Genomic DNA, 24,858 nt, shown 5'->3' with positions numbered 1-24,858 from the left:
CGTCGACCGGCCCGGCTTCCCGGCCGGGCCGCCGCCGGAGCCCCGGTACCCGGCCACCACCGCGACCGCCGCGAGCAGCAGGACCGCGGCCACCGCCCGCAGGACCCCGTACCCGTACCGGACCCCGTACGGCCCGCCCGGCGCCGATAGGCCGACCGCTTCGCTCGTCCGGGGGACGCACGGGCGTGCGGGCCGGATCCCGTACGGGCCGCGGGGCACGATACGCACGCGTCCCCCCGGCAGGCCCCCGGAAGGCAGAACATGCGGTTCCAGTACGACACCATCGGCGAGCGGTACGCCGAATGCACCGCCACGGCGGCCTTCTCGGCGGCCGACACCCACACCCTGCACGGCGCCCTGGACGCGCTCGGCGGCGTACGCGGCCTCGACGCCCTCGACCTGGCCTGCGGATACGGCTACAACACCCGGCTCCTGGCCCGCGGCGGTGCCCGCCGGACGGTGGGCGTGGACCCCTGCGGGGAGCGGATCGCGCGGGCCCGCGCCCACGAGGCGACGAAGGGGCGGCAGGACATCGAATACCACGTCGCCGAAGCCGTGGGCGTCGCCGGCCTCGGCCCCTTCGACCTCGCCACCGCCGCCTACCCCTTCAACCACGCGACCGACCGCGTGTCGCTGCACGCCGTGCTCCGGTCCGTGCGCACCAGCCTGCGGCCCGGCGGCCGGCTGCTCGCCATCGTGCCCAACGCGGGCGCGTTCCCCCGGGTGGACTGGTCGCCGTACGGGGTGCGCATCCTGGACCGGGTCCCGCAGGGCGAGGCACCCCTGCTGAAGGCGCACTTCCTCACCGATCCGCCGGAGCCCTTCGAGTTCCGCGAGTGGTCCCACGCCGACCTCGCCGAAGCGGCCGTCGCGGCCGGCTTCACGACCGTCGGCTGGCAGCCGAACCGGACGCCGCCGCCCGATCCCGTACGCGACGAGGTCTACTGGACGGCGTACCGGGCCTGGCCGATCAGCTCGCTGATGACCTGTACGGCGTAGAGGACGGCGTGACGGGGCGGTGTGCGGCGCGGCGTACGGGGCGTCCCGACGCCCGGTCCGACCCGGCCGTCCGCTCCCCTCACGCGTTCGCCGCCGACCGGACCAGCTCCACGATCCGGTCGCGCGCCGCCCGCCCCTCCGGCACCGGCAGCAGCGGGTATCCGTGCGGCAGCCCAGCCCCCTCGTGGAGGTCCGCCTCCACCCCGGCGGCGCGGGCCCGGCGCAGCAGTTCCCCGCCGTCCGTGGCCAGCACGTCCCGGGTCCCTGTGAACACCGTCATCGGCGCCAGCCCCGCGAACGTCCCCCGCAGCGGGCTCACCCGCGGGTCCTCGGCGGCCAGGGTCCCCGCGTACAGGCGGCCGGCCTCCAGCAGGCCGGGCCGGGCCGACAGCGGACCGGCCGCCTCGATGGCCGCCTGGTCCGGATGGCTCATGGTCACGTCCAGCCAGGGGCAGAGCAGCACGATCCTGGAGGGCTGCGTCCCGGTGCGGTCGCGCAGCCGCTGGGCGGCGGCCAGTGCCAGCCCGGCCCCGGAGGAGTCCCCGAGGAGTACGGTGCCGCCACCGCCGCCGCTCTCGATCAGGCCGCTGAGCAGGTCGGCGGCGACCGGCACCGTCCGGTCGGCGGTGCCGCGCGGCGCCAGCGCGTACGCCGGTACGACGACCCGGGCCCGGGCCCGCACGACCAGCGCCCGGACCAGGGCCCAGTGCCGCCGCTCCAGCTCGTCCACGAAGCCGCCGCCGTGGAAGTACAGCACCCGGGCGTCCGGATCGGCGCCGCGCGGGCAGACGTCGTACACCGGCCAGGCCCCGACGAAGGTCCGCGAGATGTCCGCGACCCGGCCCAGCGACCGCGGCGGCAGGTGCGACGCGGGCCGCCGGGCGGACTGGGCCACCCGGGCCCGCACCGCCTCCGCGGTCGCGAACCGTCTTCGCCGCCCCGTCACGGCCAGCGCCGCCGAAAACGCCGTACTGCGCAGACTCGGCACGCCCCTCACCTCCCCTTTTCCCCCGCGCCTCCCCGGCGCGGAACCCCGGGGAGAGCATAGGCGTGAAGCTGGGCTGGAAGCCCGCTTAAGAAAGTCTCGATGGACTGATCACCACGCCGCTCGGCAGATTGGTTCCGTCACACGCGCCACCCGCGCCCCCGCGGCCCCGGCGTCTCCTTCCGCAGGCCTGGAGCCACTCCCATGAAGGCACTCGTCAAGCACACGGCCGAGCCGGGTCTGTGGCTCATGGACGTCCCCGAGCCCGAGTACGGCGCCGGTGACGTGCTGATCCGGGTGCTGCGCACCGGCATCTGCGGAACCGACCTGCACATCCGCGCCTGGGACGGCTGGGCGCAGGGCGCCGTCAAGACGCCGCTCGTCCTCGGCCACGAGTTCGTGGGCGAGGTCGCCGCGCTCGGCGCGGACGTCCGCGACATCGAGATCGGCGCGCTGGTCAGCGGCGAGGGCCACCTGGTGTGCGGGAAGTGCCGCAACTGCCTGGCCGGGCGCCGCCACCTGTGCCGCAGCACCATCGGGCTCGGCGTCGGGCGCGACGGCGCCTTCGCCGAGTACGTCGTGCTGCCCGCGCAGAACGTGTGGGTGCACCGCACCGCGGTCGACCTCGACGTCGCGGCCATCTTCGACCCCTTCGGCAACGCCGTGCACACGGCGCTGTCCTTCCCCCTCGTCGGCGAGGACGTGCTGATCACCGGCGCGGGTCCGATCGGGATCATGGCGGCGGCGGTGGCCCGCCACGCCGGTGCGCGCAGCGTCGTCATCACCGACGTCAGCCCCGAGCGGCTGGAGATCGCCCGCAAGGCGGGCGCCACCCTCGCCGTGAACGTCGCCGAGACCTCCATCGCCGACGCGCAGCGCTCGCTCGGACTGCGCGAGGGCTTCGACATCGGCCTGGAGATGTCCGGCCGCGCCGAGGCCATGCGCGACATGATCGACAACATGACCCACGGCGGCCGGATCGCCATGCTGGGCCTGCCCGCGCAGGAGTTCCCGGTGGACTGGGCGAAGGTGGTCACCTCGATGATCACCATCAAGGGCATCTACGGCCGTGAGATGTTCGAGACCTGGTACGCGATGACCGTGCTCCTGGAAGGCGGGCTGGACCTCAGCCCCGTCATCACCGGCCGGTACTCGCACCGTGAGTTCGAGGCCGCCTTCGACGAGGCGTCGACCGCCCGGAGCGGCAAGATCATCCTGGACTGGACGGCGTAGCGCGGCCCGGCGTCCGGTCCGTTTTCCGGACGCCATTCCGGGCCTCGGGCCCCGGACCCACCCCGGGCCTCGCGCCCCGGACCCCACAGACCACCCTCCCCCGGCCGGGCCCCGCCCACCCCCCTCCGCGGGGCCCGGCCCCCCTCGTCGCCCGTACGCCCGGCCCATAGCCCAGCCCGTACGCCCGGCCCGTACGCCCGCCTCCGCCGTAGAAGGAGAACCGCACCATGTTCGAGTCCGTCCGCGAGGACCTGCGCACCACCCTCGACGAGATCCGCGCCGCCGGTCTGCACAAGCCCGAGCGCGTCATCGGCACCCCGCAGAACGCGGCCGTGGCCGTCACCTCGGGCGGAGCCGCGGGCGAGGTCCTGAACTTCTGCGCCAACAACTACCTGGGGCTGGCCGACCACCCCGAGGTCGTCGCCGCCGCCAAGGACGCGCTGGACCGCTGGGGCTACGGCATGGCCTCCGTGCGCTTCATCTGCGGCACGCAGGAGGTGCACAAGGAGCTGGAGGCCCGCCTGTCGGCGTTCCTCGGCCAGGAGGACACCATCCTCTACTCCTCCTGCTTCGACGCGAACGGCGGCGTCTTCGAGACCCTCCTCGGCGCCGAGGACGCGGTGATCTCCGACGCCCTCAACCACGCCTCGATCATCGACGGCATCCGCCTCTCCAAGGCCCGCCGCTACCGCTACGCCAACCGCGACCTCGCCGAGCTGGAGACCCGGCTCAAGGAGTCGCAGGACGCCCGCCGCCGCCTGATCGTCACCGACGGCGTCTTCTCCATGGACGGCTACGTCGCCCCGCTCGCGGAGATCTGCGACCTGGCCGAGCGCTACGACGCCATGGTCATGGTCGACGACTCCCACGCCGTCGGCTTCGTCGGCCCCGGCGGCCGCGGCACCCCCGAGCTGCACGGGGTCATGGACCGCGTCGACATCATCACCGGCACCCTCGGCAAGGCCCTCGGCGGCGCCTCCGGCGGCTACGTCGCGGCGCGCGCCGAGATCGTGGAGCTGCTGCGCCAGCGCTCGCGCCCGTACCTCTTCTCCAACTCCCTCGCCCCGGTCATCGCCGCGGCCTCCCTCAAGGTCCTCGACCTGCTGGAGTCGGCCGGTGACCTGCGCGACCGGCTCGCCGCCAACACCGCCCTCTTCCGTACGAAGATGACCGAGGCCGGCTTCGAGATCCTGCCCGGCGACCACGCCATCGCCCCCGTGATGATCGGCGACGCGGCGGAGGCGGCGAAGATGGCCGACCTGCTGCTGGAGCGCGGCGTGTACGTCATCGGCTTCTCCTACCCCGTGGTCCCGCTCGGCGCGGCCCGCATCCGCGTCCAGCTGTCGGCGGCCCACTCGACCGCCGACGTCGAGCGCGCCGTGGCCGCCTTCATCGACGCCCGCGCGGCGCTCGGCACGTCCGCCGGCTGAGACAATGGAGGGGTGATCGACCCCCGCAGGCTGCGCATCCTGCGCGCCGTGGCGGACCACCGTACGGTGACCGCCGCGGCCGCAGCCCTGTACCTCACCCCGTCGGCCGTCTCCCAGCAGCTCGCGGCGCTGGAACAGGAGACGGGCCACGTGCTGCTCACCCGCAGCGGCCGCGGGGTGCGGCTCACCGCGGCCGGCGAGATCCTCCTCGGGCACGCCCACGAGGTGGTGGCCCAGCTGGAACGGGCGGAGGCCGAACTCGCGGCGTACGCGGGCGGCACGGCGGGGTCGGTGACCGTCGCCGCCTTCGCGACGGGCATCGCCGAGGTCCTCGCCCCGGCGATCTCCCGCCTCTCCCTGGACCACCCCGGCATCCGGCTGCGCGTACGGGACGCCGAGGGGGACCAGAGCCTGCCGATGCTGCTGGACGGCGAGGCCGACGTGGCGCTCGCGGTCGAGTACCGGGGCGGGCCGGGCGCGGACGACAAGCGGCTGTCCGTCGTCCCCCTGTACGCGGAACCCTTCGACGCGGTGCTTCCCCCGGGGCACCCCCTCGCGGACCTGCCCGCGGTCTGCCTGGCCGACCTCGCCGACGCCGACTGGGTGGGCCAGTACCCGGGCAACCCGTGTCACGACGTGACGCTCCTGGCCTGTGAACTGGCCGGATTCCAGCCCCGGTTCGCACATTCCTCCGACGACTTCCGGGCCGTGACGGCGCTGGTGGGCGCGGGCGCCGGAGTGGCGCTGGTACCGCGCTCCGCGCTGCGGGGCATGGACCTCAAGGAGGTCCGGGTGCGCCCCGTCACCGGCCCGGCCGCCACCCGGCGGGTCTTCGCCGCCGCCCGGCGCGGCGCCGAGTCGCACCCCCTGATCGCCCCGGTGCTGGCTGCCCTGGTCCGCGAGTCGGAGCGGCTGCCGGCGCACTGAAGGCCCCGCCGGGCTGCCGCGGGCGACCGCCGGCGGCCCGCGCGGCGGCCGCCGTCTCCCCGGCCCGCCCGGGCGTGCGGTGCGCCCGCGTCCCCGTCCCCCGGGCCCCGCGCGACCGGGCACGGCCCCGCGCGACGACACCCCGCGGCCCGCCGCCAGATCCGGCAGCGCCGGGCCGGGGCCCCTCGTACGGCTCCGGGGCCGGGCGCCGCCCCCTTCGCCGGACCCCCGCGCGGCCTCCCTCGGCCGGTGCGTCGGAGACAACGCGACCGTGCACCCCGTTGATGCTTGAAGTTGCGCGAAAGTGCGCGATATCTTGCAGAAATATGCATCCAGTCGCTTGCCGAACGAGGGAGCCTGTATGAGCCACGTGGCGTACGAGTTGGGCACACAGCCCGCATGCTGGGAACGGGCCGCCGAACTGGCCCCGGCGCGGCGGGCGGTGCTGCCGCGGCCGGGGGAGCGGACCGCGATCGTCGGGTGCGGGACCTCGTACTACATGGCCCAGGCCGCCGCCGTGTTGCGCGAGGAGGCCGGGCAGGGGGAGACCGACGCCTTCCCCGCCTCCGAGTTCCCGCGCCACCGCCGCTACGACCGGGTGCTCGCCCTGACCCGGTCCGGCACCACCACCGAGGTGCTGGACCTGCTGGCCGGGCTGCGGGACGCGGGCGTGCCCACCACCGCGGTCATCGGCGATCCGGCCACCCCCGTGGCGACCCTCGCCGACGACGTCGTCGTCCTCGACTTCGCCGACGAACGGTCCGTCGTGCAGACCCGGTTCGCGACCACCGCCCTCACCCTGCTCCGCGCCCACGCCGGGACGCACTCCGCGGCCGCGGTCGCCGACGCCCGTACCGCCCTCGCCGAACCGCTCCCCGCCGGACTCGACACCGCGGGGCAGTTCACCTTCCTCGGCCGGGGCTGGAGCGTCGGGCTCGCGCACGAGGCCGCCCTCAAGATGCGGGAGGCTTCGCTGTCCTGGGCCGAGTCCTACCCCGCGATGGAGTACCGGCACGGGCCGGTCAGCGTCTCCGGGCCCGGCACCGTCACCTGGTCCCTCGACGAGGCTCCCGCGGGACTCGCCGAGCAGGTGCGCGCCACCGGCTCCCACTGGGTGGCCGGACGGCTCGACCCGCTCGCCGAACTGGTCCGGGTGCACCGCCTCGCCCTCGCCGTCGCCTCCCTCCGGCAACTGGACCCGGACGCGCCGCGCCACCTCACCCGCTCGGTGATCCTGACCGCCGGAGAGGAGGCGGTCCGATGAGCCTCGTCCCCGCCGGCCCCCTCGTGCTGGAGGCCGCCGCCGCAGGGCGGGCCGTCGCCGCCTTCAACATCATCACCCTGGAGCACGCCGAGGCCGTCGTCGCCGGCGCCGAAGCCGCCGGACTGCCCGTCATCCTGCAACTGAGCGAGAACGCCGTGAAGTTCCGCGGCGGCCGGCTCCTCCCCATCTCCCGCGCCGCCGCCGCCTGCGCGGAGGCCGCAGGTGTCCCGGTCGGACTGCACCTGGACCACGTCAAGAGCACCGACCTGCTCCGCCGGGCCTGCGACGCGGGCTACAGCTCGGTGATGTACGACGCCGCGCACCTCCCGTACGGCGAGAACCTGGAGGCGACCCGCTCCGCCGCCGACTGGGCGCACGCCAACGGGCTGTGGATCGAGGCCGAACTCGGCGAGGTCGGCGGCAAGAACGGCGCCGCGCCCCTGGACCCCCACGCGCCCGGCGCCCGTACCGATCCCGACGAGGCCCGGCGGTTCGTCGCCGACGCCGGGGTGGACGCACTGGCCGTCGCCATCGGCAGCAGCCACGCGATGACCAGCCGGACCGCCTCCCTCGACCACGCCCTGCTGGCCCGGCTCGCCAAGACGGTCGACGTACCGCTCGTCCTGCACGGCTCCTCCGGGCTGCCGGACGGCGAGCTCGCCGCCGCCGTCGCGGGCGGCATCCGCAAGGTCAACATCGGCACCGCGCTGAACGTGGCCATGACCGGGGCCATCCGCGCCCACCTGACCCCGGCGGACCCGCGCCCCTACCTGACGGCCGCCCGGGCCGCGATGGCGGTGACCGCCGAAGCCATGATCGCCGCGCTCAACTGACCGGAGAGGCACGGGAGACCGGCGGCCGCGCACCGCGGGTGCGTGGCCGTGCACCCGCGGCGGCGCGGCCGCCGCCGGAGGGCGTGACCGGGTCGCCGCCCGCCGGAAACCCCGGCCACCGGCCTTCCGGATTCTTGAAACAGGTTCTAGTCTGCCCCCGCCGCCGCAGTGGCGGCCGGCTGGACCGCGAGACTCCCGGAGGGGCCGTGCACCTCGAATACACGCCTGAGCAGCAGCAGTTGCGCACCGAGCTGCGCGCCTACTTCGCCGAGCTGGTGCCGCAGGACGTCTACGCCCGCTACGAGGACCCCGCCGCCCAGAAGCGCTTCTACCGGGAGACGATCCGCCGGCTCGGCGCCGACGGATGGCTGGGCGTCGGCTGGCCCGAGGAGTACGGCGGCCGGGGCATGTCGCCGATGGACCAGTTCATCTTCTTCGACGAGGCCGCCCAGGCCGTCGTGCCGCTGCCCCTGATGGCGCTCAACACCGTCGGGCCGACGATCATGCAGTTCGGTACGGAGGAGCAGAAGGCGTACTTCCTGCCGAAGATCCTCGCCGGCGAGATCGACTTCGCCATCGGCTACAGCGAGCCGGACGCCGGCACCGACCTCGCCGCCCTGAAGTGCAAGGCGGTCCGGGAGGGCGACGAGGAGAGCGGCACCTACGTCGTGGACGGGCAGAAGATCTGGACCACGAACGGCGACACCGCCGACTGGGTCTGGCTCGCCGTCCGCACCGACCCGGACGCCCCGGCGCACAAGGGCATCACCATGCTCCTGGTGCCGACGTCCGACCCCGGCTACTCCTGCACCCTCATCAACACCCTCGCCTCGCACGACACCACCGCCAGCCACTACGAGAACATCCGCGTGCCGGCGACCCGCCGGGTCGGCCAGGAGAACAAGGGCTGGCGGCTGATCACCAACCAGCTCAACCACGAGCGCGTCACCCTCGCCGCCCACGGCACGATGGCCATCCGGGCGCTGCACGACGTCCAGCGCTGGGCCGCCGAGACCAAACTCGCCGACGGCCGGCGCGTCATCGACCTGTCCTGGGTCCGTGCCCGCCTGGCCCGCACCCACGCCCGGCTCGACGCCATGAAGCTGCTCAACTGGCAGATGGTCAACGCGGTCCAGGCCGGCACCCTCACCCCGCAGGACGCCTCGGCGGTGAAGGTGTACGGCTCCGAGGCCCGCCGGGACGCGTACGCCTGGCTCATGGAGGTCGCCGGCGCGGCGGGCTCCCTCAAGGACGGCTCGGCGGGCGCGGTCCTGCACGGCGAGCTGGAACGGGGCTACCGCAGCGCCGTGATCTTCACCTTCGGCGGCGGCAACAACGAGATCCAGCGGGAGATCATCTCCTGGATCGGCCTGGGCATGCCCCGGGTGCGCCGCTGACGCCGCGCCGATAACCGGTTGCCCGCCGGCGCCGGTGGCGGATGCAATGTCCGGGCAGACCGCCACCGCCCAGCGCACCCGGAGACGCCGACGCATGAGTACGCCACCCCCGGCATCCGAAGTGGCGCGGGCCGACGGAGCATCCGTCCGGCTCGGCGCCCTCGTCCCGCTCACCCGGCCCGGCTGGACCGAGGCGGGCCGGCACCTGCTCGCCGGACTCGAACTGGCCGTACGCGACGCCAACGCCGCCGGCGGGATCGGCGGACGGCCTCTCGAGCTGGTGGTCCGGGACACCGCGGCCGATCCCCTCAGGGCCGCGGCGGCCGTGGACGAGCTGGCCCGCCTGGGTGTGGCCGCCCTGGCGGGGGAGTACCACAGCGTCGTCGCCCGCGCCGTGGCCGTCAGGGCCGACGCCCTCGGCCTGCCGTTCCTCTGCTCGTCGGCGGTGCTCGACGCGCTCACCGAACAGCCGGCGGACCGGGTCGCGCGCCTGGCCCCCCGCAGTCCCGCGGCTGGCGGATCTACGCGGACTTCCTCCTCGGCGCGGGCCACAGCCGGATCGCCGTGGCCGCCGAGCCGAGCGTCTACTGGGCGTCCGGGGCCCGCATCCTGCGGGACCACCTCGTCCCGCGCGGCGCCACCGTCGACGAACTCGACGCGCGCTCGCTCTCCGCGGCGGCCCTGTGCGACGAACTCGCCGCCCGCCGCACCACGGCGCTCCTCCTCCTGGCCGGCCAGCCGGAACCGGCCGCGCCGATCGTCACCGCCGTCCGCCGCGACCGGCGCCTGCGCGAGATCCTGATCGGCGCTCCGGCCGGGCAGCCGGAGTTCGCCGGGTGGGCGGCGCTGACGGGCGGCGACGGCGCCGGCATCCCGTTCCTGCGCTGCCTGCCCGAGCGGCTCGGCCCGCTCGGCGCTCGCGTGGGGGCGGCCCTGCGCGAGCGGCTGGCCGAAGCGCCCTCCTTCGTGGCCTTCGAGGGCTACGACACCGTCGCCGTCCTCGCCGCCGTGCTGCGCGCACACGGCACGGACCGTGCGGGCATCGGCGCGTCCTGGGCGCGGGTCGCGGTCGACGGCACCCGCGGGCGGATCCGGTTCTCGCGTACGCCCGGCACCGGAGTGTGGCAGTGGGCCGGGGCGCCGGTGCAGGTCGTCGACCGGGATCCGGCGGAGCCGGGCCGTGTCCGGATCCTTCACACCGGCTGAACGGGCGCAGCGTCACATTCTGGTGCGATAGTCATATTTCTTAACTTCTCTTCCATCCAGGCGGCGATCCGTTCCGAATTACTTGTGTCACAGCAGTCACTGCTCTCGCATCAGCGGGGGCCAGGAGGTGGGATCCATGACCGTCCCCATCCGGATCAGGCGCGTGGCCGTCGCCGCGGCCGCGACGGGCATGCTGGTCGGCGGTGCGGCGCTCGGCGCCGCGGCACCGGCCGTCGCGGCCCCCGCGTCGTCCGTGGCGACCGCCGTCAGCGGAGATCGCGACCACGGAAAGCAGTGCCACTGGAAGAAGGGGCACTGGGACAAGCGCTGGGTCAAGGGCCACTGGGAGAAGAAGTGGGTCAAGGGCTACGACTGGAACCGTGACCGCGACCACAAGAGCGACCACCGCAACGACAACCGCAACGGTGACGACCGCAAGGACGGCAACCGGTACGGCGGCCACAACGACTGGCGGGGCCACAACGGCCACTGGAAGTGGGTGTACGTCTCCGGGCACTGGGACAAGCACTGGGTCCAGGGCCAGTGGGTCTGCTGGAACGGGCACCGCTGACGGCGCCCGTCCCCCCGGGCACGACGGACGGTCCGCGAGGGCCCGCACCCGCGGGCCCTCGCCGCGCGGGAGCCCTCCCCGGATGCGGCCGCTCCCGAATGGTGGTGGGATCGGAAGTCCGGTGCTGCACTCGGACGACCACTGGATGTCGGATGGCGGACACGGCAGGCGAAGGAGCGCAACCGCCCGGTGAACCCGAGGATTCCCGGTCCGTGGAGGCCGGGGACCTCGACGCCCAGCTCCTGCTGGCCGCCGACGGTGACCGCGAGGCGTTCGCCCGGGTCTACGACGCGCTGACCGTCCCCGTGATGGGACTGGTCTGCCGGGTACTGCGGGACGCCGACCAGGCGGCGGAGGTGACCCAGGACGTGATGGTCGAGGTGTGGCGGACGGCGGGGCGCTTCCGCCCCGAGCTGGGCAGCGCCAAGGCGTGGGTGCTGGTGCTGGCCCACCGGCGTGCCGTGGACCGCGTGCGCGCCGTGCGGGCCCGCGGCGAGCGGGAGGAGAAGGCCGCCCTGCTGGACCGGACCACCCCCTTCGACGAAGTGGCGGCGGAGGTCGAGGAGCGGGAGGAGCACGCCCAGGTCAGGCGGTGCCTGGCCGCGCTCAGCGAGGTCCAGCGGGAGGCGGTCCTGCTCGCCTTCTACCAGGGGATGACCTACCGCGAGGTGGCGCGCTCGCTGTCGTCACCGGAGGGCACGGTCAAATCCCGGCTCCGCGACGGACTGCAACGGCTGCGCGCGTGTTTGGAGGCGTCCTGATGAGCATCGCGTCCAAGCCGCACGCGTCCCTCGGGGCCTACCTGCTGCACGCGCTGCCGCCCGACGAGGAGAGCGCGTTCGCGAACCACCTGGCGGGCTGCGACAGCTGCCGGCGCGAGCTCCTCGCCCTGATGCCCGTCCTGATCCGGCTCTGCGCCACCGAGGGGGTCTCGCCACCGCCGGGCATGCGCGACCGGGTGCTGGGGCAGGTCGCCGGTACGGCCCAGGAGGCCGGCCGCCGCGAACCCCGTCCGGGCCCGGCCCCAGGGGCGCGCCCCCTGTTCGGAGGGCGGGGCGCCGTTCCCCGGCCGGCCGGGCGGGGCGGACCGGGCGCGCCGCTGCGCTGGGCCCTGGCCGCGTCCCTGGCCGCCGCGGCCGCCTTGGGCGGGATCGCCGTCTGGCAGCACCAGGAGGCCGCGGAGGCCCGTACGGAACTCCGCCGGGCCGGCCCCGCCGCGCAGCTCGCCGAGGTGCTGGCCGCCCCCGACGCCACGATCGGCACCGCCGACTTCGGGGACGGCGCCACCGGGTGCGTCGTCGTCTCCCGGGAAGAGAGCCGGGCCGCCTTCATGGCGTCGGGACTGCCGGAACTGACCTCGGACCAGGTGTACGAGCTCTGGTACGACGACGCGGGCACGCCCCGCTCGGCCGGGACCCTGACCGGTCGCGGGAACTGGCACATCAAACTGCTGGACGGGCCCGTCGAGGAGGCCACGGCACTCGGCATCACGGTCGAGCCCGCCGGCGGTTCCGCGCAGCCCACCAGCTCGCCCATCGGCCTGATCGACATCCCGGCCTGACCGGTTCCCGTGCCCGGACCCCTTCGGCACGGGCGCCGGGCGGGTGGGAGGGGGCGGCGCCGGGTAGGACCGGAGGGCGCCGGCCGAGCCGGGCGAACCGAGCCGAGCGGGGAGGACCGCGGATGGGCGAGAGGGCCGAAGACCCGTACGGCGAGCACGGCGGCGGAGCCGACCCCGGGTTGTACGGCCCGGGATCCGTCACCTGGCAGTGCCACGGCGACCCGGTGATGTGGATCGCCGGGGTCCGCGCCCTGTACCTCCAGGCACTGCACCCGCGCGCGGTTCGCGGGGTCGTGGAGAACAGCACGGTGTTCGCATCGAAGGGGGGCCGTCGGGACCGCGGGGCTCACGGCGGCAAGGGGGACCGCGCCGAGGCATGGGGGCGCCTCCTGCGCACGGCTGACTTCGTCGGCACCACCACCTACGGCACGACCGAGGCCGCCGAACGCGCCGGCGCCCGCGTCCGCACGATCCACCGCATGCTCTCCGCCACCGACCCGGACACGGGCGAACGGTTCCCCGTGGACGCCCCGGAGCTGCTGCTGTGGATCCACTGCGCCCAGATCGACAGCTTCCTGCACGTCCTGCGCCGCTCGGGCGTCCCCCTCACCCCGGCCCAGGCGGACCGTTACGTCGACGAGAACCGGGCCGGCGCCCGCCTCGTCGGCCTCGACCCGGCCGGCGTCCCCGCCGACACCGCCGGGCTGGCGGCCTACTTCGAGGCGGTCCGTCCCGGGCTCGCCGCGGGCGCCGACGCCCGCGCCGTGGACGCCTTCCTGCGCAGACCGCCGATCCACCCCCTCCTCGTACCTGGCCGAAACCTGCTGTGGGGCCCGCTGGCCGGACTCGCGTACGCGACCCTCCCCGGCTGGGCGCACCAGCTGTACGGGCGCCCCGCACCCGCCCCACGCAGCATCACCCGGCGCCTGCGCCTCACGGGCCTCACCTTGCGCAGCATTCCCGCAGGTCTGCGCTGGCAGCTGCCACCAGGTCACATTCTGAAAGCGATGCGCCGCATGGGCCCGGAGAGCCGCCCCTCGACGTACACACTGCGCACATCAGCGGCCATACTGGACGGGCCGGGGAGGGCGTGGCACGACGACGGGGGCGGCTTCAAGACATGGCGGAGTCCAGACTGATCCAGGGCCGGTACCGGTCGCTCGATCTGATCGGGCGCGGAGGCATGGGCGAGGTGTGGCGCGCCCGCGACGAGTCGCTGGGCCGGCAGGTCGCGGTGAAGTGCCTCAAGCCGATCGGCGCCGAACAGGACGCCCACTTCACCCAGGTGCTGCGCGAGCGGTTCCGCCGCGAGGCACGGGTGGCGGCGGCGCTCCAGCACCGGGGCGTCACCGTCGTGCACGACTTCGGCGACGACAGCGCCGCCGGGGGCTGCCTCTACCTGGTCATGGAACTGCTCGAAGGACGCAACCTCAGCCAGCTACTCGAGGACAACGAGGCCCGCCCGCTGCCCGTCGACGTGGTCGTCGACATCGCCGAGCAGCTGGCCGCGGCCCTGGGCTACACCCACGACCAGGGAGTCGTCCACCGCGACCTGAAGCCGGCGAACATCATGCGGTTGACCGACGGCACGGTGAAGATCTGCGACTTCGGCATCGCCCGGCTGGCCCACGACATCGGCTTCACCGCCAAACTCACCGGCGGCGGGGTGGCCATGGGCACCCCCCACTACATGTCGCCCGAGCAGATCGCGGGAGGCGAGGTCGACCACCGCAGCGACCTGTACTCCCTCGGCTGCGTCCTCTACGAGATCGCCACCGGAGCCCCGCCCTTCGACCTCGGCGACTCCTGGTCGGTCCTGGTCGGCCACCGGGACAACGCGCCCGTACCGCCGCGCGAACACCGTCCGGAACTGCCCGGCTACTTCGAGCAGGTGGTCCTGGACCTGCTCGCCAAGTCCCCCGAGGACCGGCCGGGCGACGCCCGCCACCTGCACCGCCGGCTCGTCGAGGCCCGGGTCGGGCCCGGCGGGCTGCCCGGCGCCCAGGCCCCGCTGCCGGGGTGGGCCCGGAGCATGACGGCCGGCCGCAAGGCCGGGATGGAGGCCCGCCGCGCGAGCGGCGAGTGGGCCGTCCTCACCGGTTCGTGGACGGCCGGCCGCACGGCCGGCCCCGCCGCCGGGCATCCCGCCGCCGGCCCCCCCGGCCCCACGGCCCGGTCCGGGGACGGCTCGCACGCCGACCCGGTCCGGAACCCGGCCTTCCCCCCGGCCCCCGCCCAGGGCCAGGGCCAGGCCGGAGCCCGCCGGATCGTCCGCCCCGAGCCCGCCGAGGACCCGCGCCTCACCGTGGAGTACGGCGTGCCGCGCCTCCCCGGCCCGCGCGAGACCGGCGTCGACGCCCTCGCCGCCGGCCACACCCGTGCCTTCGCCCTCAGCCGGGCGGGCCGGCCCGAGGCGGCGCTCGCCGTCTACCAGGCCGTGGCCGACGGGCGGGCCCGCGTGCTCGGCCCGGACCACCCCGACACGCTCGCCGCCCGCCAGGAGACCGCGTACGAACTCGGCCGGCTCGGACGCCACACGGAGGCGTACGGGATCTACCGCGCGGTGCTCGTCGCCCGCGAGCGGACCACCGGCCCGCGCCACCCCGACACGCTGCGCTGCCGCCACAACCTGGCCTGCGCCCTCGGAGCACTGGGCCGGTTCGCGGAGGCGCACACGGCCGCCGCCGAGACCGCCGCCGACCGGGCGGCCGTCCTGGGCGCCGAGCACGCGGACACGCTGCTGACCCGCTACGAGGTGGCGTACGCGCTCGGGCGCCTGGAGCGCTGGCGGGAGGCCCTCGGCGTCTTCCGCGAGGTCGCCGCCGCCCGGGAGCGGGTGCTCGGCCGCGACCACCCCGACACCCTGGCCGCGCGCTACGAGGCGGGCATCGCGCTCGGCCGCACCGGGAACCCCGCCGAGGCCCTCGACCTGTTCCGGGCCCTGGTCCGCGACCGCACCCGCGCCTACGGCGCCGCCGACCCGGAGACGCTCCGCGCCCGGCACGTCCTCGGTGTCAATCTGGGCCGTCTCGACCGCTGGGAGGAGGCGGTCGCCGAGGCCCGGGAGGTCGGCGACGCGCGGGCCCGGGCGCTGGGCGCCGAGCACCCGGACACCCTGGTCAGCCGCCGCGAACTCGCCGCGGGCCTCGGCCGGCTGGGCCGCTGGGAGGAGGCGCTGCCCGTCTACCGGGACCTCGCGGGCATCCGCGAGCGGGCCCAGGGCGACGAGCATCCCGACACGGCGCTGGCCCACGCCGACGAGGCGTACTGTCTGGAGCGGCTCGGGCAGGTGTGCTACCAAGAGCCATGACGACCTCGCGGAGCTCCGGCCGGACCGTGTTCGACAAAGCCGTCTACGACGCCGTGATCGTGGGAGGCGGGCACAACGGCCTGGTGGCCGCCGCGTACCTGGCCCGGGCGGGCCGCTCGGTGCTGGTCCTGGAGCGGCTCGGCCATACCGGCGGCGCCGCCGTCTCCAGCCGTCCCTTCACCGGCATGGACGCCCGGCTGTCGCGCTACTCCTACCTCGTCTCGCTCCTCCCGCCGAAGCTCGTGCGCGACCTTGACCTGCGGTTCTCCGTCCGCCGGCGCACGGTCTCCTCGTACACGCCGACCGGGCGCGGCGGCCGTCCCGGCGGCCTCCTCGTCGGCGGCGGCGACGCCCGGACCCGCGAGTCCTTCGCGCGGCTGACCGGCTCGGACCGGGAGTACGACAGCTGGCGTGCCTTCTACGAGACCACCGGGCGGGTCGCCGGGAAGGTGTTCCCGACGCTCACCGAGCCGCTGCCCACCCGCGAGGAGCTGCGGACCCGCATCGACGACGAGGCGGCCTGGCGGATGCTCTTCGAGGAGCCGCTGGGCCAGGCGGTGGAGCGGCACTTCGCCGACGACCTGGTGCGCGGCGTCGTCCTCACGGACGGGCTGATCGGCACCTTCGCCGACGCCCACGACCCCTCGCTCGCCCAGAACCGCTGCTTCCTCTACCACGTCATCGGCGGCGGAACCGGGGACTGGGACGTGCCGGTGGGCGGCATGGGCGCCCTGACGGAGGCCCTCGCGGGATCGGCGCGGGCGGCCGGGGCGGAGATCGCCACCGGGCACGAGGTCCTGCGGATCGACACGGACGGCACCGGCCCGGCCGAGGTGGTGTTCCGCACGGCGACGGGGGAGGGCCGGGTCGCCGGAGGCACGGTCCTGGTCAACGCCTCGCCGCGGGCCCTCGCCGAACTCCTCGGCCAGACCCCGGAGCCGGCGGCGCCCGAGGGGGCCCAGCTCAAGGTCAACATGCTGCTGCGGCGGCTGCCCCGGCTGCGGGACACCGCCGTCGACCCGCGCGAGGCGTTCGGCGGCACCTTCCACATCGCCGAGGGCTACGCCGAGCTGGGCCGGGCGTACGCGGAGGCCGCGGCGGGCGAACTGCCGTCCGTACCGCCCTCGGAGATCTACTGCCACTCGCTGACCGACCCGACGATCCTCGGACCGGAGCTCGTGGAGCAGGGCTACCAGACGCTCACCCTCTTCGGCCTGCACGCCCCGGCCCGGCTGTTCCGCAAGGACAACCAGCAGGCGCGCGAGGTGCTGCTGACCGCGACCCTCGCGCAGCTGGACGCCCACCTCGACGAACCGGTCACCGACTGCCTCGCCTTCGACGCGGACGGCCGGCCCTGCATCGAGGCGAAGACCCCGCTGGACCTGGAGCGCGAACTGCGCCTGCCCGGCGGCCACATCTTCCACCGGGACCTGTCCTGGCCCTACGCGCCCGGGGACGCCGCGGACGCCGGCCGCTGGGGCGTGGAGACCGCCCACCGCAACGTCCTGCTGTGCGGCGCGGGGGCGGTGCGCGGCGGCGGCGTCAGCGGGGTCCCCGGGCACAACGCGGCGATGGCCGTGCTGGACCGCTGAACCGCGCCTCAGCCGGTCGGTTCGATGACCACGACGGGGATCTCGCGGTCCGTCTTGGCCTGGTACTCGTCGTACGCGGGCCAGTGCCCGACCATCAGCGGCCAGTACGCCTCCCGCTCCTCGGAGGTCGCGGTGCGTGCCGTGCCCTGGAGGACCTTCGGGCCGACCTGGACGCGGACCTCGGGGTGCTCGGTCAGGTTCCGGTACCAGAGCGGGTCCGCCGGGTCGCCGCCCTTGGACGCGACGACCAGGTAGCGGCCCCCGTCCTCGCCGTAGATGAGCGGGGTCCGCACCGGCTTGCCGGAGACCCGGCCGATGGTGGTGAGCAGGAGGGTCTGGGTGCCGTTCCAGTGGTGGCCGTCCGCCCCGTCCGTGCTCACGTACAGCTTCACGTGGTCGAGCTGCCAGGTGCCCGGCCTGGGGTCGGTCGGGTGGTCCCAGTCGATGTCGTCGGTCATGCGCCTCGGCCTGCCTTCGCGTTGAACGGTCAACGAACGTGAACAACGAGTACGCGTGCCCGCGGGCACGGTCGCTAATCCCCGGGCTCGGGGCTGACGGCGGGAAGGGTGAAGCCGTCGAAGAGGTCGTCCATCGCCCGGCGCGCGACACCCGCCGGGGTGGCCCGCACGGCGAGGTCGCGGACGGCCACCGCGAGCGGGTGGGTGAGGGCGGCGATCCGGCCGGCCCGGCGGGACCGGACCCGCAGGGCGTCGGTGCGCGCGCGGCGGGCCGTGCTGTAGGCGGCCAGGGCGGCGGGGACGCCGGACGCGCCGGCTCCGCTCAGCAGGTGCGCGAGCACCACGGCGTCCTCGACGGCCTGGCAGCCGCCCTGGCCGAGGTTGGGGGTCATGGCGTGCGCGGCGTCGCCGAGCCAGGCGAGGCGGCCCCGGTGGTAGCGGGGGAGCGGTGCGGCCAGGTCGTAGAGGTCGTGCCGGAGCACGTCGGCGGGATCGATCCGCTCCAGGAGCGCGGGGATGGGGTCGTGCCAGGCGCCGAAGCGGCGCAGGAGTTCGGCGCGCGCGTCGGGCGGGCGGTGACCCTCGGGGGCGACGGCGGTGGCGAAGACGTAGGTGCGGCCGTCGGCGAGGGGGACGGTCCCGAAGCGCTCGCCGCGCCCCCAGGTCTCCGCGGCGGACGCGTCGGCGCCGCCGCCCGCGGGCAGGACCGTACGCCAGGCGGTCTCGCCGGCGTAGTACAGGCCGGGGTGCTCCGGGAAGTACAGGCGGCGCAGCGGGCTGTGGATGTCGTCGGCGGCGACCGCCAGGTCGGCGACGAGGTCGCCGGCGGTCGTACGGACCACCGGGCCGCCGTCCGCACCCCTTTCGCGTCCACGCCTTCCCGGTGGTCCGCTTCCCGGTGTTCCGCTTCCTGGTGGTCCGCGAGGTCGACGGCGGTGACGGCGGTGGCGTACCGGACGGTGCCGTCGGGCAGTGCGGCCGCGAGCGCGTCGGTGAGCGCGGCCCGGTGCACGGCGAGCGGGGGCCGGCCGTACCGGGCCGCCATCGCGGCGGTGTCGGCGCGGTTCAGCCAGCGGCCGTCCGGGCGCCGCAGGCCCATGGCGGCCGGGACGGCCCCGCCCGCGGCGCGGGCGGCGTCGAAGCCGATGGTGTCGAAGGCGCGCAGGGCGTTGGGGGCGAGGACGATCCCGGCGCCCGCGGCGGCGGGGCCGGGAGCCCGCTCGCAGACGGTGACCCGCCAGCCGCTGCGGTGCAGGGCGAGGGCGGCGGTGAGCCCGCCGATCCCGGCACCCGCCACGACCGCGTGACGCCGTACCTCTGACATGACGTGCTCCTGCCCGCTCACCGGATCCTCTACATGTGTAGAGGATCGCTTCGCACTCTACATCTGTAGAGTGGCGTCATGTCCAGCCGCCCGCGCCCCGCACACCTTCCGGACCTCCACCGCTCGGACGAGCCGGACGAACCGGACCCTTCGCGGCCCGAGCCGACCGCGCAGCCCGAGCCGACCGCGCAGCCCGCGCCGCCCGCGCCGCCCGCGCCGCCCGCGCCGGCCTCCGACCGGCGGACGCTGATCGCGGACGCCGCGATCGGTCTCGTGGCCTCCGCGGGCCTCCGGGGCCTCACCCACCGGGCGGCCGACACCGCGGCGGGGTTGCCGGCGGGCAGCACCTCGTACTACTTCCGGACGCGGACGGCGCTGATCGGCGCCTGCTACCAGCGCCTGGTGGAGCTCGACTTCGCCGAGTACGACGGGGGCGTGGGCGCTGCGGGGCCGTCGGCCGTGCCGCCGGTGCCGCCGGACCGCGAGGCGGCCGTGGCGGTGTTCGCCGGGCTGCTGTACCGCTGGCTCACGGTCGGGCGCGAGCGCCAGCTGGCCCGCTTCGAACTCAGCCTTGAGGCGGCCCGCAGCCCCGACCTGGAGCCCGAGTTCCAGCGGGCGGGACGGGCCGCGCGCGCCCGGGCCGCGGCCGTGCTCGCCGCGCTCGGGGCGCAGCGGCCCGAGGAGGCCGCCGAGCTGCTGGCGGCCTGGACGGACGGGATCCTCTACGACCGGCTCGTGGGGGCCCTCGCCCACTCCCGTCCGGCCCCGGACCCGGCCGAACTCACCCGCATCACACGCCGCATGCTCGACGCGGCCCTCAGCGCCGGAGCCTAGGCCGCGTAGGCCGCGCCGCCGAAGTCCTGTCCGGCGGGCCTCAGTCCGGGGAGCGGGTCCAGCCCGCGGCCCGGAGGCGGGTGGCGTCCGCCGGGCGGTCCTCGGTGAAGAGGAGGCCGGAGGGCTCCGCCACGCGTACGACGTCCACGTAGATCCCGCGTCCGGTGTACCGGCCGGTGGAGGCGTGCCGGAAGCGGAGGTGGACCTCCCGGCCCGCCCACGCCGCCGTCAGCGGGGCTTCGAGCCGGTGCCAGACGCGGCCGGACCAGCCGCCGGCCGAGCCGCGCGGCCACTGCTCGGGGGCTCCGCCGGTGGACCGGACGGTACTGAACGGCAGCGCCCGCCAGGTCTCCCCGTCGGGCGACACCTCCAAGTGGAGGGCGCCCTCACCGGGGACGGTGTCCCACCACACGGCGCACCGCAGCCGGGCGGCGTCCGTGGCCGGGGTGAGCGGCGGCAGGGTGAGGGTGCCCGAGCCGCCGGGAGCGCTGCCGGAGAACCAGGCCGCGCCGCCGTGCCGCGTGCGGACCGGGACGGCGCGGGCGAAGCGGTTGCCGACGGCCACGCGCGGCGCGCTGCCGGCCCGCCAGGTGCGGACGGGGTGCACGGAGTTGCCGAGGAGGATCAGGAAGGAGTCCGTGGAGGGGTCCAGCACGAGGGAGGTTCCGGTGAAGCCGGTGTGGCCGGCGGAGTGCGGGGTGGCCATGGCGCCCATGTACCAGTGCTGGTAGAGCTCGAATCCCAGGCCGTGGTCGTCGCCGGGGAAGGCCGTGTTGTAGTCGGTGAAGAGCAGCTCGACGGAGGCGGGGCGCAGGATGCGCCGGCCGGCGTACGCGCCGCCGTCGAGCAGGGTGCGGGCGAGAACGGCCAGATCCCAGGCGGTGCCGAAGACGCCCGCGTGGCCCGCGACGCCGCCGAGGGCGTACGCGTTCTCGTCGTGGACCTCGCCCCACACCAGGCCGCGGTCCAGGCCGGACCAGGGCGGGCGTTGCACCTCGGTGGCGGCGGTCACCCGGCGCCAGGAGAGCGGTGGGTTGTAACGAGTGCGGTGCATCCCGAGCGGAGCGGTGATCTCGTCGTGGAGCAGGACGTCCAACGTGCGAGCGGTGATCCGTTCCAGGAGCAGCTGGAGCGTGATCAGGTTCAGGTCGGAGTACCGGTACACGGTCCCTGGAGTCTCCTGCGGCCGCACGGACCACAGCAGTCGCAGCTGACCCTCGCGTGTGGACTCCTGGTAGAAGGGCGCCCACGAACGCAGCCCCGAGGTGTGCGTGAGCAGTTGGCGGACGGTGATGATCTCCTTCCCGCCGCCCGTGAACTCCGGCAGGTAGCGCCGCACCGGCGCCTCCAGCTCCAGCCGGCCGCGCTCCATCTGCTGGACGGCCAGGATGGAGGTGAACAGCTTCGTCAGCGAGGCCAGGTCGAAGACGGTGTCCTCGGCCATCGCGATCCGCTCGGCGGCCGGGAACTCCCGCACCCGGTCGGTCCGCCCGTCGTAGTCGGAGTACCGGACGGCGTCGCCCATCGCGCGGTGCAGGGCGATCGTGCGGCCGCGGCCGGCGAGGACCACGGCGCCCGCGTAGTAAGGGTGTTCGGGGGAGGGGCCCAGGAACCGGCGCGCTTCGTCCGCCACCCCCTCGAGGTGCTTCTCCAGGAGCCCGGCCTGACGCGCGGACCCGTACCGCAGCCGGAGCCCCTGGAGCGCGCGCCGCTCGGCGGGGCCGCCGGCGGCCCCGGCGGCCCCGGGGAGGGCCGCGTGCAGGACGAGTACCCCGCCGAGCGCGAGCAGCCGGGCCCCGAGCCGCCGTCGGCTCAGCCCGCCCCCGGTCTTCCCGGCCGCCCCCTCCTGCGCGGCGGCCCCGTCCGCCCGCGCGGGCCCGCGCGGCCCGACCACTCCGCGCCCGGCTGGGGTGACCGCCGGGCCGGCCACCCCGTACCCGGTGCCGGTGCCGGTGCCGGTGCCGCTGCCCGTCGGCCGGTCCACCGCTTCGTCCCCCGTACCGCCCATGTCCGGCCTCCTGTTCGTGGCTGCGCCGCACGCTAGTGGGTATCTGCCCGCCCGCCGCCCAACCTCCGCACCGACCGGCCCGCAAAGAATCTGACACTGCATCAGAAAATCTCTTCCCTCGGATGCCGGGCTGCGGCATCCTGCCGCCCATGGAGACGGAGCTGAGCAGGAAACTGGGAGTCGAGCACGCGATCTTCGGCTTCACTCCCTTCCCGGCGGTCGCCGCCGCCATCACCCGCGCGGGGGGCTTCGGCGTGCTCGGCGCGGTCCGCTACACCGCACCCGACGACCTCAAGCGCGACCTCGACTGGATGCAGGAGCACACCGACGGCAAGCCGTACGGCCTCGATGTCGTCATGCCCGCCAAGAAGGCCGTCGACGGCATCAGCGAGGCCGACATCGAGGCCATGATCCCGGCGGGGCACCGCCAGTTCGTCCGCGACACCCTCGCCAAGCACCAGGTGCCCGACCTCGCCGAGGGCGAGGTCTCCGGCTGGCGGATCACCGGCTGGATGGAACAGGTCGCCCGCAACCAGCTCGACGTCGCCTTCGACTACCCCATCAAACTCCTGGCGAACGCCCTCGGTTCCCCGCCCGCCGACGTCATCGCCCGCGCCCACGACCACGGTGTCCTCGTCGCCGCCCTCGCCGGCAGCGCCAAGCACGCCCGCCGTCACGCCGAGGCCGGCATCGACGTCGTCGTCGCCCAGGGATACGAGGCCGGCGGCCACACCGGCGACATCGCCACCATGGTCCTGGTCCCCGAGATCGTCGAGGCCGTCGCCCCGCTCCCGGTCCTCGCCGCCGGCGGCATCGGCAGCGGCGAGCAGATCGCCGCCGGACTCGCCCTCGGCGCGCAGGGCGCCTGGCTCGGCTCGCTCTGGCTCACCACCACCGAGGCCGACCTCCACTCCCGGGCCCTCACCGCGAAGCTCCTCGCCGCCGGTTCCGGCGACACCGTCCGCTCCCGCGCCCTGACCGGCAAGCCCGCCCGCCAGCTGCGTACCGAGTGGACCGACGCCTGGGACGACCCGGAGGGGCCGGGCGCCCTGCCCATGCCGCTGCAGGGACTGCTCGTCGCCGAAGCCGTCTCGCGCATCCAGAAGTACGAGGTCCAGCCGCTGCTGGGCACCCCCGTCGGCCAGATCGTCGGCCGGATGAACAGCGAGCGCGGCGTCCAGGCTGTCTTCGACGAGCTCACCAGCGGATTCGAGAAGGCCGTCGACCGCATCACCCGCATCGCCGGCCGCGCCTGAGCGGGCGGTACAGGACCCAGAGGAGCGAGCAGCAGCATGACCGACAAGCAGCCCCCCAACGGCTTCTGGGCCCAGGCCGCCGCCGACCCGGAGCGCACGGTGCTGGTGACCCCGGAAGGCGAGGAATGGTCCGCGGGCCGCCTGCACACGGACGTCAACCGCCTCGTCCACGGCCTGCGCGCCGCCGGACTGGAGGAGGGCGACGTCTTCGCCGTCGTCCTCCCCAACGGCGTCGAGTTCCTGACCGCCTACCTCGCCGCCGCCCAGGCCGGCTTCTACCTCGTCCCGGTCAACCACCACCTCGTGGGACCCGAGATCGCCTGGATCGTCTCCGACTCCGGCGCCAAGGTCCTCGTCGCCCACGAGCGCTTCGCGGACGCCGCCACCGCAGCGGCCGACGAGGCCGCCCTGCCCGCGAGCCGGCGGTACGCCGTCGGAGCCGTCGAGGGCTTCCGGGCGTACGCCGAACTCCTCGACGGGCAGCCCGGAACACCCCCGGAGGGGCGCACCCTCGGCTGGGTCATGAACTACACCTCCGGCACCACCGGCCGCCCCCGCGGCATCCGCCGGCCGCTGCCCGGCAAGCTCCCGGAGGAGACGTACCTCGGCGGCTTCCTCGGCATCTTCGGCATCCGCCCCTTCGACGGCAACGTCCACCTGGTCTGCTCGCCGCTCTACCACACGGCCGTCCTGCAGTTCGCGGGCGCCGCCCTGCACATCGGGCACCCACTGGTCCTGATGGACCGGTGGACCCCGCAGGAGATGCTGCGCCTGATCGACCAGCACGCCTGCACGCACACCCACATGGTCCCGACCCAGTTCCACCGGCTCCTCGCGCTCCCGCAGGACACGAAGGACGCGTACGACGTCTCCTCCATGCGGCACGCCATCCACGGAGCGGCGCCCTGCCCCGACCACGTCAAGCGGGCCATGATCGACTGGTGGGGCCGGTGCGTGGAGGAGTACTACGCGGCGAGCGAGGGCGGCGGCGCCTTCGCCACGGCCGAGGACTGGCTGAAGAAGCCGGGAACCGTCGGCAGGGCCTGGCCCATCAGCGAACTCGCCGTCTTCGACGACGACGGCAACCGGCTCCCCCCGGGTGAACTGGGCACCGTCTACATCAAGATGAACACCGGCGGCTTCAGCTACCACAAGGACGAGGGCAAGACGAGGAAGAACCGCATCGGGGACTTCTTCACGGTCGGCGACCTCGGGCTGATGGACGAGGAGGGCTACCTGTACCTCCGCGACCGCAAGATCGACATGATCATCTCGGGCGGGGTGAACATCTACCCCGCCGAGATCGAGTCCGCCCTGCTCACCCACCCGGCCGTCGCGGACGCCGCAGCCTTCGGCATCCCCCACGCGGACTGGGGCGAGGAGGTCAAGGCCGTCATCGAACCCGCCGAGGGGTTCGAGGCCGGTGACGCCCTCGCCGCCGAGATCCTGCACCACTGCGAACGCCACCTGGCGGGCTACAAGCGCCCCAAGTCGGTCGACTTCATCGAGGCGATGCCGCGCGACCCGAACGGCAAGCTCTACAAGCGCCGCCTGCGCGAACCGTTCTGGGAGGGACACGACCGGGCGATGTGAGGAGAGGGGACCGGACCGCGCCCGGGCGTACGGATTCCCCGCGCCCGGGCGCGGGAACCCGTAGGCCGCCGGTGGGC

Annotated in this window: 20 protein-coding genes and 3 pseudogenes; 17 read left to right on the top strand and 6 right to left on the bottom strand. The window is 74.9% G+C overall.

What is annotated here, in order from left to right:
* A pseudogene (locus ABT106_RS13810) lies at positions 1-228 on the bottom strand (hypothetical protein); the annotation flags it as partial.
* 33 nt (positions 229-261) lie between these two features.
* Here ABT106_RS13810 and ABT106_RS13805 point away from each other — a divergent pair.
* Positions 262-999, top strand: a complete 738-nt coding sequence (locus ABT106_RS13805; RefSeq protein ID WP_351276292.1) for a class I SAM-dependent methyltransferase — start codon at positions 262-264, stop codon at positions 997-999.
* Between the two features lie 79 nt (positions 1,000-1,078).
* Here the strand turns inward: ABT106_RS13805 and ABT106_RS13800 are convergent, their stop codons facing one another.
* Positions 1,079-1,987: an alpha/beta hydrolase fold domain-containing protein gene (locus ABT106_RS13800; protein WP_351276290.1), complete on the bottom strand. Its 909-nt coding sequence runs from the start codon at positions 1,985-1,987 to the stop codon at positions 1,079-1,081.
* 201 nt (positions 1,988-2,188) lie between these two features.
* On the opposite strand from ABT106_RS13800, the gene tdh reads away from it, so the two are divergent.
* The 13 genes and pseudogenes from tdh (at position 2,189) to ABT106_RS13735 (ending at position 17,308) form a co-directional block, all read left to right on the top strand.
* A complete protein-coding gene (tdh, locus tag ABT106_RS13795; protein ID WP_351276288.1) occupies positions 2,189-3,217 on the top strand; it encodes an L-threonine 3-dehydrogenase in 1,029 nt (342 codons plus the stop codon).
* Positions 3,218-3,444: 227 nt separating this feature from the next.
* A complete protein-coding gene (locus ABT106_RS13790; protein ID WP_351276286.1) occupies positions 3,445-4,647 on the top strand; it encodes a glycine C-acetyltransferase in 1,203 nt (400 codons plus the stop codon).
* A 12-nt stretch (positions 4,648-4,659) separates the two neighbouring features.
* Entirely contained in the window at positions 4,660-5,574 is a 915-nt protein-coding gene (locus ABT106_RS13785; protein ID WP_267719192.1) for a LysR family transcriptional regulator, read from the top strand.
* Between the two features lie 361 nt (positions 5,575-5,935).
* Entirely contained in the window at positions 5,936-6,838 is a 903-nt protein-coding gene (locus tag ABT106_RS13780) for an SIS domain-containing protein (RefSeq protein ID WP_351276284.1), read from the top strand.
* On the top strand, positions 6,835-7,671 hold the full coding sequence (locus ABT106_RS13775; RefSeq protein ID WP_351276282.1) for a class II fructose-bisphosphate aldolase: 837 nt from the start codon (positions 6,835-6,837) through the stop codon (positions 7,669-7,671). The genes ABT106_RS13780 and ABT106_RS13775 overlap by 4 nt, the downstream gene beginning before the upstream one ends.
* A 206-nt stretch (positions 7,672-7,877) precedes the next feature.
* Entirely contained in the window at positions 7,878-9,068 is a 1,191-nt protein-coding gene (locus ABT106_RS13770; protein ID WP_351276280.1) for an acyl-CoA dehydrogenase family protein, read from the top strand.
* A gap of 94 nt (positions 9,069-9,162) precedes the next feature.
* Positions 9,163-10,274, top strand: a pseudogene (locus ABT106_RS13765) (ABC transporter substrate-binding protein).
* Between the two features lie 136 nt (positions 10,275-10,410).
* Positions 10,411-10,845, top strand: a complete 435-nt coding sequence (locus tag ABT106_RS13760) for a hypothetical protein (RefSeq protein WP_351276278.1) — start codon at positions 10,411-10,413, stop codon at positions 10,843-10,845.
* A gap of 152 nt (positions 10,846-10,997) precedes the next feature.
* Positions 10,998-11,606, top strand: coding sequence for an ECF RNA polymerase sigma factor SigK (gene sigK, locus ABT106_RS13755; RefSeq protein ID WP_502979348.1), 609 nt, complete (start codon positions 10,998-11,000; stop codon positions 11,604-11,606).
* Positions 11,606-12,406, top strand: coding sequence for an anti-sigma factor (locus ABT106_RS13750; RefSeq protein ID WP_351276274.1), 801 nt, complete (start codon positions 11,606-11,608; stop codon positions 12,404-12,406). The genes sigK and ABT106_RS13750 overlap by 1 nt, the downstream gene beginning before the upstream one ends.
* Positions 12,407-12,528: 122 nt before the next feature.
* On the top strand, positions 12,529-13,545 hold the full coding sequence (locus ABT106_RS13745; protein ID WP_351276272.1) for an oxygenase MpaB family protein: 1,017 nt from the start codon (positions 12,529-12,531) through the stop codon (positions 13,543-13,545).
* A complete protein-coding gene (locus ABT106_RS13740; RefSeq protein ID WP_351276270.1) occupies positions 13,527-15,716 on the top strand; it encodes a serine/threonine-protein kinase in 2,190 nt (729 codons plus the stop codon). Before ABT106_RS13745 ends, ABT106_RS13740 begins: the two co-directional genes overlap by 19 nt.
* Positions 15,713-17,308 (top strand): phytoene desaturase family protein, encoded by a 1,596-nt coding sequence (locus ABT106_RS13735; RefSeq protein WP_351276268.1) that lies wholly within the window; start codon positions 15,713-15,715, stop codon positions 17,306-17,308. The genes ABT106_RS13740 and ABT106_RS13735 overlap by 4 nt, the downstream gene beginning before the upstream one ends.
* An 8-nt stretch (positions 17,309-17,316) precedes the next feature.
* Here the strand turns inward: ABT106_RS13735 and ABT106_RS13730 are convergent, their stop codons facing one another.
* The 3 genes and pseudogenes from ABT106_RS13730 to ABT106_RS13720 all read right to left on the bottom strand — a co-directional run.
* Complete coding sequence (locus ABT106_RS13730; protein ID WP_351276266.1) at positions 17,317-17,766, bottom strand: nitroreductase family deazaflavin-dependent oxidoreductase; 450 nt, start codon at positions 17,764-17,766, stop codon at positions 17,317-17,319.
* Positions 17,767-17,840: 74 nt separating this feature from the next.
* Positions 17,841-18,608 carry an FAD-dependent monooxygenase gene (locus ABT106_RS13725; RefSeq protein ID WP_351276264.1) on the bottom strand — a complete coding sequence of 256 codons (768 nt, stop codon included), beginning with the start codon at positions 18,606-18,608 and terminating at the stop codon, positions 17,841-17,843.
* 146 nt (positions 18,609-18,754) lie between these two features.
* Positions 18,755-19,090 (bottom strand): annotated as a pseudogene (locus ABT106_RS13720) (FAD-dependent monooxygenase); the annotation flags it as partial.
* Between the two features lie 78 nt (positions 19,091-19,168).
* Between ABT106_RS13720 and ABT106_RS13715 the strand changes: the two are divergent.
* A complete protein-coding gene (locus ABT106_RS13715; protein ID WP_351276262.1) occupies positions 19,169-19,924 on the top strand; it encodes a TetR/AcrR family transcriptional regulator in 756 nt (251 codons plus the stop codon).
* A gap of 40 nt (positions 19,925-19,964) precedes the next feature.
* Here the strand turns inward: ABT106_RS13715 and ABT106_RS13710 are convergent, their stop codons facing one another.
* A complete protein-coding gene (locus ABT106_RS13710; RefSeq protein WP_351276260.1) occupies positions 19,965-21,932 on the bottom strand; it encodes a serine hydrolase domain-containing protein in 1,968 nt (655 codons plus the stop codon).
* Between the two features lie 149 nt (positions 21,933-22,081).
* On the opposite strand from ABT106_RS13710, the gene ABT106_RS13705 reads away from it, so the two are divergent.
* Together ABT106_RS13705 and ABT106_RS13700 are read left to right on the top strand one after the other, a co-directional pair.
* Positions 22,082-23,188: a nitronate monooxygenase gene (locus ABT106_RS13705; RefSeq protein WP_351276258.1), complete on the top strand. Its 1,107-nt coding sequence runs from the start codon at positions 22,082-22,084 to the stop codon at positions 23,186-23,188.
* A gap of 36 nt (positions 23,189-23,224) precedes the next feature.
* Positions 23,225-24,781 carry an acyl-CoA synthetase gene (locus tag ABT106_RS13700; protein WP_351276256.1) on the top strand — a complete coding sequence of 519 codons (1,557 nt, stop codon included), beginning with the start codon at positions 23,225-23,227 and terminating at the stop codon, positions 24,779-24,781.
* Positions 24,782-24,858 lie beyond the last annotated feature (77 nt).

This window comes from Streptomyces sp. NPDC002044 (assembly GCF_040296725.1).
Taxonomy (GTDB): Bacteria; Actinomycetota; Actinomycetes; order Streptomycetales; family Streptomycetaceae; genus Streptomyces; species Streptomyces antarcticus.
Note: the sequence above shows the minus strand (reverse complement) of the source record. Positions and strands in the feature narration are given on the sequence as shown.